The organism is Rhodococcus jostii NBRC 16295, assembly GCF_001894825.1.
GTDB lineage: Bacteria > Actinomycetota > Actinomycetes > Mycobacteriales > Mycobacteriaceae > Rhodococcus_F > Rhodococcus_F jostii.
In genome coordinates this window covers 34814-43126 of sequence record NZ_BCWY01000080.1, presented here as the reverse complement: position 1 = coordinate 43126, position 8313 = coordinate 34814, and the positions used below count along the sequence as shown (strand labels likewise).

6 protein-coding genes and 1 pseudogene are annotated in these 8313 nt (G+C 68.0%); 5 read left to right on the top strand and 2 right to left on the bottom strand.

The genetic code is table 11. The annotated features are described in order from the left end of the window. A pseudogene (locus RJ1_RS34840) lies at nt 1–707 on the bottom strand (N-acetylmuramoyl-L-alanine amidase); the annotation flags it as partial. Between the two features lie 236 nt (nt 708–943). Between RJ1_RS34840 and RJ1_RS34835 the strand changes: the two are divergent. After that, nucleotides 944–2521: a SpoIID/LytB domain-containing protein gene (locus RJ1_RS34835; protein WP_073367013.1), complete on the top strand. Its 1578-nt coding sequence runs from the start codon at nt 944–946 to the stop codon at nt 2519–2521. On the opposite strand, the gene RJ1_RS34830 is transcribed toward RJ1_RS34835, so the two are convergent. After that, a complete protein-coding gene (locus RJ1_RS34830; RefSeq protein ID WP_073367011.1) occupies nt 2518–3633 on the bottom strand; it encodes a glycosyltransferase in 1116 nt (371 codons plus the stop codon). The two genes, RJ1_RS34835 and RJ1_RS34830, sit on opposite strands and share 4 nt — an antisense overlap. Nucleotides 3634–3781: 148 nt before the next feature. Here RJ1_RS34830 and glf point away from each other — a divergent pair, with 148 nt between their 5' ends. The 4 genes from glf to RJ1_RS34810 are packed head-to-tail and all read left to right on the top strand — an operon-like array spanning nt 3782 to nt 8313. Then, the gene (gene glf, locus RJ1_RS34825) at nt 3782–4999 is read left to right on the top strand and encodes a UDP-galactopyranose mutase (protein ID WP_073367009.1); all 1218 of its coding nucleotides are present in this window, start codon (nt 3782–3784) and stop codon (nt 4997–4999) included. Further along, nucleotides 4996–6912 (top strand): glycosyltransferase, encoded by a 1917-nt coding sequence (locus RJ1_RS34820; RefSeq protein ID WP_073367006.1) that lies wholly within the window; start codon nt 4996–4998, stop codon nt 6910–6912. The genes glf and RJ1_RS34820 overlap by 4 nt, the downstream gene beginning before the upstream one ends. Next, the gene (locus RJ1_RS34815; RefSeq protein ID WP_073367003.1) at nt 6893–7411 is read left to right on the top strand and encodes a phosphatase PAP2 family protein; all 519 of its coding nucleotides are present in this window, start codon (nt 6893–6895) and stop codon (nt 7409–7411) included. Before RJ1_RS34820 ends, RJ1_RS34815 begins: the two co-directional genes overlap by 20 nt. Continuing rightward, nucleotides 7408–8313, top strand: coding sequence for a decaprenyl-phosphate phosphoribosyltransferase (locus RJ1_RS34810; RefSeq protein ID WP_073367000.1), 906 nt, complete (start codon nt 7408–7410; stop codon nt 8311–8313). Before RJ1_RS34815 ends, RJ1_RS34810 begins: the two co-directional genes overlap by 4 nt.

The following is an 8313-nucleotide window of genomic DNA, read 5'->3' as shown; positions in this document are numbered from 1 at the left end:
TCGGGCGCCGGTGCGGGAGCAGGAGTCGCTTCGGGCGCGGGCGCGCCGGCGGGTGCGGACGCCCCGGTCGGGGTCAGGATCTGGATCGCCTTGGTGAGCCCGACGTACACGGGTTCGGTGGCGACCTTGCCGTCGGACGCGGTCTTGTCGGTGCGACGAGTGTCGATCATGTCGGGGGAGACCCACTGGCCCCACGTTCCGTCGGCCTGCAGCGCGCGGACCTTGGACTCCGCGGATGCGAGCGTCTCGGAGGTGAGCGCCACCATGCTGAACGGGGTGTCGCGGGACAGTTCCTTGACGATCGCGCCGGGCTGCTGATCGGCCGGGGGCAGGATCGCGGGGTCGGAGACGTCGCCCGGGGCGGGGAGCTTCAGAGGGATCTGCAGGCTCGGGATCTGGATTCCGCCGGGAAGCTGCACGTTGCTGGGGATGTGGAGGTACGGCGGGATCTTCAGGTTCCGGAGGTCGCCGATGTTGACGTCGGGCAGGTTCAGCCCGGTCAGTTCCTTCAGCGGGATCACGATGTCGGGGATCTGCGACAGCACGACCTGCGCGATCTCGGTGGACACTGCCGAGTTGGAGGTTTCGTTCGTGGAGCGGACGTCGGAGGGTGCGCTACTGATGCCGTAGACCGCGACGGGACTTGCGACAGCCAGAGCGGCGACAGCCCCGAGGACGATCGAGGGCTTCGGTCGACGGTGCGGCAAGGGGGACTCTCCTCAGTTGTAGTTTCCTGCGAGCGACCTCGCGTGTCTGCAACTCGTGATGCTCGTGTGACGGAAGAGACTGTTGTTGCTAACTCCAGTCACTCTTGCCACACTAGTCGCACAGGTCCATAACGCTCAACCTTACATTGAGACTTTATCCCGGATTTCTCGGACCCGCTGAGACGAGGCGCACACCCCGTCTCAGCACTCGTTGTTCAGCGATGAGGAGTGCAGTGATGGCGAAGACCGAATTCGGGGTTCGTGCAGGTAGACCTGCCTGGACCCGCAGGAGGCGGTACATCGCGGGCCCTCCCGCCCGGCGCGGGTTCACGGCATCGCTGCTCCGCGCGTCGGCGCTCGGCATCGCACCCGTCCTCGTGATCGGCGCAGTCACCGGCGTGGTCGTGCATCTGCACTCCTCCGGGCAGGAGGTCCGGGAAACCGTCGCGTCCGACACGCCGTTCACGCTGTCCGGTCACGGCAACGGTCACGGCCGCGGGATGGGTCAGTGGGGCGCCTACGGATATGCGAAGGATCAGGGTTGGGCCGCCGAGCGCATCCTCGGCCACTACTACGGCGGGACCACGCTCGGAACCCTCGCCGACGCCCAGATCAGCGTCCGCCTGCAGGCGCGGGACGACCAGGCTCTCGACGTCTACTCCGACGCCGGCGCCGTCGTCGCCGGCAAGCCCGTCGGACCGGGGGAGGCCGTCCACCTGACCCCGACCGCCGACGGCGGCGCCAACGTCGTGGTCACCCGCGGATGCGCCGGCGAGGTCCTGTGGCAGGACGCCACCGACCACCCGTGGGTCGACCCGATCGACCTGGCCCCGGACCGCCCGGTGAACGAACACCTCAAGCTGTGCGCCGGCGACACCCCCTACCGCGGCGCCCTCGGGATCGCGCTCGACGGCGCCGCCATGCGCACCGTCAACGTCCTCGACATGGACGACTACCTGCTGGGTGTCGTGCCCGCCGAGGCGAAGGCCGACTGGGCCGACACCGGTGGGGCCGAGGCGCTTCGGGCGCAGGCCGTCGCGGCCCGCTCCTACGCCGCCGCCGAGAACCGCGAGGAGTACGCGAAGACCTGCGACACGCAGAGCTGCCAGGTGTATGGCGGTTCCGCAAAGGAAGACCCGCGGACCACCGACGCCGTCCGCTCCACCAAGGGCATGATCCTGACGAAGGACAACGAGGCGGTCGCGGCCGAGTTCTCCTCGTCCACAGGCGGATACACCGCCGGCGGCGAGTTCCCGGCCGTCGAGGACCAGGGTGACACGGTGTCACCGAACCACGACTGGGCAGTGACCCTGACCGCGGGCGACATCGCGTCCGCGTTCAACGTGGGAGACCTCGAATCGTTCGAGGTGATCACCCGCAACAACTTCGGAGTCGACGGCGGACGCGTCACCGGCGTGAAGGTGGTCGGATCGTCGGGGACGGCCGAGGCGACGGGCGCCGAGGCGAGGGCCAAGCTGAAGCTCAAGTCCGACTGGTTCACCGTCGGTGAAGGGCTCGGCGTGCCCGCACCCCCGGCCGCCCCCGATGTACCCGAATCCACCCTCGCGTCCGCGGGTGAGGACCAGGACACCGTCGGCACCACCGAGGGTTCGCCGATCGCCGAGAAGTACAAGGAACTCGGCGGCGTCAACAGCACGCTGGGGGCACCCGTCGGTCCGGAGATGATGCTGCCGTCGGAGGCGGGGAAGTTCCGGATGTTCACCAACGGAACCATCATCTGGACGAAGAAGCTGGGCGCGCAGGTGATCGACGCCAGCGTGCTCCGCGAGTGGTTACCGTCCGGCGGCAGTTAGGCGCAACCGGTTCCCTCGAGCACGGCGAGCATCCCGTCGACGGACTCGGCCCACCCGAAGTCCTCGGCCCGCCGCCGGGCCGACGCCCGGCGGGTGCGCGAGGGGATCTCGAGAATGCCGCTCACCGCTTCGGCGAACGCCGGACCCCGGTCGCGGGCGAGCGCCCCGCAGCCCGGTGTGATGATCTCGGCGAGAGCCGACGACTGTGACGCGACCACCGGTGTGCCCGCCGCCAGTGACTCGAGCGCCGACAGGCAGAACGTCTCGTGCGGTCCGGGCGCGAGCGACACGTCCGCCGACGCGAACAGCGACGCGAGGCGGCCCTTGTCGCTGATGAACCCGGTGAAGTGCACGGGGAGTCCGCGGGCCCGGTACTGCAGCGACTCGCGGCGGGGGCCGTCACCGGCGATGACGAGCCGGGCGTCGTGCCCCTGGCGTCGCAGCAACCGGACCGCGTCGATGCTCCGTTCGACCTGCTTCTCCACCGACAAGCGCCCGCAGTGCAGGAGGAATCGCTGCGCCGGGTCGGCGTAGGAGTCGCGCATCACCTGATCGTGTTTGCCGGGGTGGAACATCGTGAGATCCACACCGAGCGGGACCCGGTTCAGGTTGGGGGCCCCGATCCGGGTGAACTCCTCGCTCGCGAAGTCCGTCGTGCAGACGACGGCGTCGTAGTTGCGCGCCATCCGGCGGTTCGCGACGTCGGCCCAGCCGCGGGCCACGCGCCGGGGGAGGAATTGTCCGAGCAACCGGTCGAGGCGTTCGTGTGACACGACCACACTGCGGACCCCGCGGGCGCGGGCCCAGCCCCCGAAACCGCGCAGCGTCAGCCGGTCGGACACCTCGAGGACGTCGGGTCGCAGCCCGCTGACGACGTCGGCAACCCGCCGCGGATTGACGACGCGATAACCCCCCGTCGCGGGGATGGTGGGAGCAGACCGGGTGATCCGCAGGACCCCGCTCGGCAACAGCTCCTCGCAGTCGCGCTGACCTGGGACAACGAGGATCACCTCGTGTCCGCGTCCGACGTACCCCTGACCCCAGTTGTGGAGGGCCGTGCGGAGTCCACCCGACCGCGGTCCGTAGAAGTTCGCCAGCTGGACGATGCGCACCCGCTCATGAAGCGCGATCGCCGCGTCGGCGGGAACAACGAGGTCTGCAGAACCGGTGAATACAGGGAGAACTCCTCGTGCGTGCGGAAGGGGGTCCGTGCACCCCTTGGCCGCGCACGGGCGGCGGAGTCGCTTACCCTGGTTCATCGTGACCGCTGCAACCCCAGAGACAACCGCCCCTGGCCGGTACGACCTCATCGTCGTCGGCTCCGGATTTTTCGGACTGACCGTCGCCGAGCGTGCAGCAACACAGCTGGGTAAGCGTGTGCTGGTGCTCGACCGTCGTCACCACCTGGGCGGAAACGCCTATTCGGAGGCCGAGCCCGAGACCGGAATCGAGATCCACAAGTACGGAGCGCACCTGTTCCATACCTCGAACAAGAGGGTGTGGGACTACGTCACCCAGTTCACCGAATTCACGAACTACCAGCACCGGGTGTTCGCGCTGCACAAGGGGCAGGCGTACCAGTTCCCGATGGGGCTGGGTCTGGTGTCGCAGTTCTTCGGGCGCTACTTCACCCCGGAGGAGGCGCGGAAACTGATCGCCGAGCAGTCGAGCGAGATCGACTCCGCCGCCGCGTCCAACCTGGAGGAGAAGGCGATCTCCCTGATCGGGCGGCCGCTGTACGAGGCGTTCGTGCGCGACTACACCGCCAAGCAGTGGCAGACGGATCCGAAGAATCTGCCCGCGGGAAACATCACCCGACTGCCGGTGCGGTACACGTTCGACAACCGCTACTTCAACGACACGTACGAGGGCCTGCCCGTCGACGGCTACACGGCGTGGCTCGAGAACATGGCGAAGGACCCGAAGATCGAGGTCCGGCTCGAGACCGACTGGTTCGACGTCCGCGACGACCTGCGCGCGGAGAGCCCCGACGCCCCCGTCGTCTACACCGGCCCCCTCGACCGCTACTTCGACTACTCCGAGGGCGAGCTGGGCTGGCGGACCCTCGACTTCGAGACCGAGGTGCTGGAGACCGGTGACTTCCAGGGGACGCCGGTCATGAACTACAACGACGCCGACGTGCCCTTCACCCGGATCCACGAGTTCCGCCACTTCCACCCGGAGCGGGACTACCCGAAGGACAAGACGGTCATCATGCGGGAGTTCTCCCGGTTCGCCGAGAGCAAGGACGAGCCGTACTACCCGATCAACACCCCGGACGACCGCGCGAAGCTCACCGCCTACCGCGACCGCGCCAAGGAGGAGATGTCCGCGAACAAGGTCCTGTTCGGCGGCCGTCTCGGCACCTACCAGTACCTGGACATGCACATGGCGATCGCCAGCGCGCTCTCGATGTTCGACAACTCCCTGCGTCCGCACTTCGAATCCGGTGCGGACCTCGTGGGGGATGCCGAATGAGCGCCCGACATCTGCTCGAATCCGAGAAGGTCACCGCGGACGCCCCGTTACTCGGCAAGTCGCTGCTGCAGCGGGTGATCCTGCCGCGCGCCGGTGAGCCGCTCGACGTCCGCACCCTCTACCTGGAGGAGGCGAAGACCAACAGCCGCCGCGCGCATTCGCTGTCGCGGACGTCGCTGTCGGTCGGAGCCGAGTCCGAGGCGTCGTTCTGCACCTATTTCAACGCATTCCCGGCCAGCTACTGGCGCCGGTGGAGCACCCTGAACTCCGTGGTGCTGCGGCTCGAGCTGTCCGGGCACTGCCGCATCGACGTGTACCGCTCGAAGGCCGACTCGTCGCGCATCCACGTGGAGGGCCGCGAATTCCAGGACGGTGACGCCGCGCTGGAGTTCGAGATCGAGCTCGCCCCGTTCGAGGACGGCGGCTGGATCTGGTTCGACATCACCACCGACACCGAGGTCGTGCTGGAGAGCGCCGGCTGGTTCGCGCCGGTCGAGGCGCCCGGTGAGGCCACCGTCGCGGTGGGCATCCCCACGTTCAACCGGCCGACCGACTGCGTCAAGGCACTGACGGCGCTGGCGTCCGACGAACTCGTCACCGACGTCGTCAAGGCCGTCATCGTGCCCGATCAGGGCACCCGCAAGGTCAAGGACGAGCCCGGTTTCGCCGAGGCCGCGGAAGCGCTCGGCGACCGCCTGGTGATCCACGACCAGGCGAATCTCGGCGGATCCGGCGGCTACAGCCGCATCATGTACGAGGCGCTGAAGACCACCGACTGCCAGCACATCCTGTTCATGGACGACGACATCGAGATCGAACCCGACTCGATCCTCCGCGCGCTCGCCATGTCCCGGTTCGCGAAGACCCCCATGCTCGTCGGCGGCCAGATGCTGAACCTGCAGGAGCGCAGTCACCTGCACACGATGGGTGAGGTCGTCGACCGCCGCATCTTCATGTGGTCCGCCGCACCCAACGTCGAGTACGACCACGACTTCTCCCGGTACCCGCTCAGCGACCGCGAGAACTCGCGCCTGCTGCACCGCCGCATCGACGTCGACTTCAACGGCTGGTGGATGTGCATGATCCCCCGGCAGGCCGCCGAGGAACTCGGTCAGCCGCTGCCGCTCTTCATCAAGTGGGACGACGCCGAGTACGGTCTGCGCGCCCGTGCCGCCGGCTACCCGACGATCACGATGCCCGGTGCCGCGATCTGGCACATGGCGTGGAGCGACAAGGACGACGCCATCGACTGGCAGGCGTACTTCCACCTGCGGAACCGGCTCGTCGTCGCCTCGCTGCACATGCCGGGCAACGGTCGTGGCCTCGTGATCAACACCGTCAAGGCCACGATCAAGCACCTGCTGTGCCTCGAATACTCGACGGTCGCGATCCAGAACAAGGCGATCGAGGACTTCCTGCAGGGCCCCGAGCACATCTTCGCACTGCTGCCCACGGCGCTCGGCGACGTGCACGCGATGCGCAAGGAGTACCCGGACGCCGTCGTGCTGCCGTCGTCGACGAGCCTGCCGATGCCCTCCGGTGAGGAGGTCGGCGCGGTCGGCCTGCCGACGAACCCGCTCGCGAAGATCGTGCGACTCGGCAAGGGCCTGGTCCACAACGTGAAGCCCGCGCACGAGCAGCACCACGAGCGCCCCCAGCTCAACGTGCCCACACTGGACGCGCGCTGGTTCCTGCTCTCGCAGGTGGACGGCGTCACCGTCACCACCGCGGACGGGCGAGGAGTCGTCTACCGCAAGCGCAACCCGAAGCAGGCGCTCGAACTGCTGAAGGAAGCGATCCGGCTGCGCCGCGAACTGGCCCAGCGGTTCCCCGAACTCAAGCGCGAGTACCAGGACGCCGTTCCTGCCCTGACCAGCAAGGAGAGGTGGGAACGTGTCTTCGGCATCCAGTGAGGTCCAGATCCTGCAGACCATCCAGTCCACCATCGCGAGCCGTCCCGGCGTCGTCTCGACGGCGCGCGGGATGTCCCACTTCGGTGAGCACGCCCTCGGGTGGGTGGCGGTCGCCGGAATCGGCGCGGCGCTCGACAAGCCCCGTCGCCGCCAGTGGGCGGGCGTCGCGGTGGGTGCCGTCGGCGCTCACGCAGCCTCGATCGTGATCAAACGCATCGTCCGCCGGCCCCGGCCGAACGACCCGTCGATCCAGGTCAACGTGTCGACGCCCAGCAAATTGAGCTTCCCGTCCTCGCACGCCACGTCCACGACAGCGGCTGCCGTGCTGCTCGGCCGCCTCACCGGGCTACCCTTGCCTGCGTTGTTGGTACCGCCGATGCTGCTCTCCCGGCTCGTTCTGGGAGTGCACTACCCGACCGATGTGCTCGCCGGATCTGCCCTGGGGGCCGCCTCTGCGGTCGCGGTGCTGAAGGCCGAGCAGAAGTTTGGAGAGAAATGAGCGAGGAACCGGCCGTCGTCACCGGACCCCCGACATCCCTGGCGGCAGGCATCGTCAAGGCCGTTCGCCCGCGTCAGTGGGTCAAGAACGTCCTGGTCCTCGCAGCTCCCGTCGCCGCGGGCACGGCGACGGAATCCGACGTCCTGCTTCCCGTCGCGCTCGCCTTCGTGGTGTTCTGCATGGCAGCGTCCGGCATCTACCTCGTCAACGACGCGATGGACGTCGAAGCGGACCGCGCGCATCCCACCAAGCGTTTCCGCCCCATCGCCGCCGGTGTGCTGCCCGTCAACCTGGCGTTCGCGATGGCGGTCGTGCTGCTCGGCGGATCGATCGCCCTGTCGTTCCTCGCCAACTGGCAGCTGGCGGTCGTGATGGCCGTCTACATCGGTATCCAGCTGGCGTACTGCTTCGGTCTCAAACACCAGGCCGTGCTCGACATCTGCATCGTCTCGTCCGGGTTCCTGCTGCGCGCCATCGCCGGTGGTGTGGCCGCCGAAATCGCGCTGTCGCAGTGGTTCCTGCTGGTCATGGCATTCGGTTCGCTGTTCATGGCGGCCGGTAAGCGGTACGCGGAACTGCAGCTCGCCGAACGCACGGGCGCCAAGATCCGCAAGTCCCTCGAGAACTACACCACGACGTACCTGCGTTTCGTCTGGACGCTCAGCGCCACTGCGGTCGTGCTCTGCTACGGACTCTGGGCGTTCCAGCAGGACGACCTGAAGGGCACCAACTGGTACGCGATCTCCATGGTGCCGTTCACCATCGCGATCCTGCGCTACGCCGTGGACGTCGACGGCGGCGAGGCGGGGGAGCCCGAGGAGATCGCGCTGGGCGACCGTGTCCTCCAACTCCTCGCGATTGCCTGGATCGGAGTGGTGGGTGTCGCTGTCTACCTCGTCTGA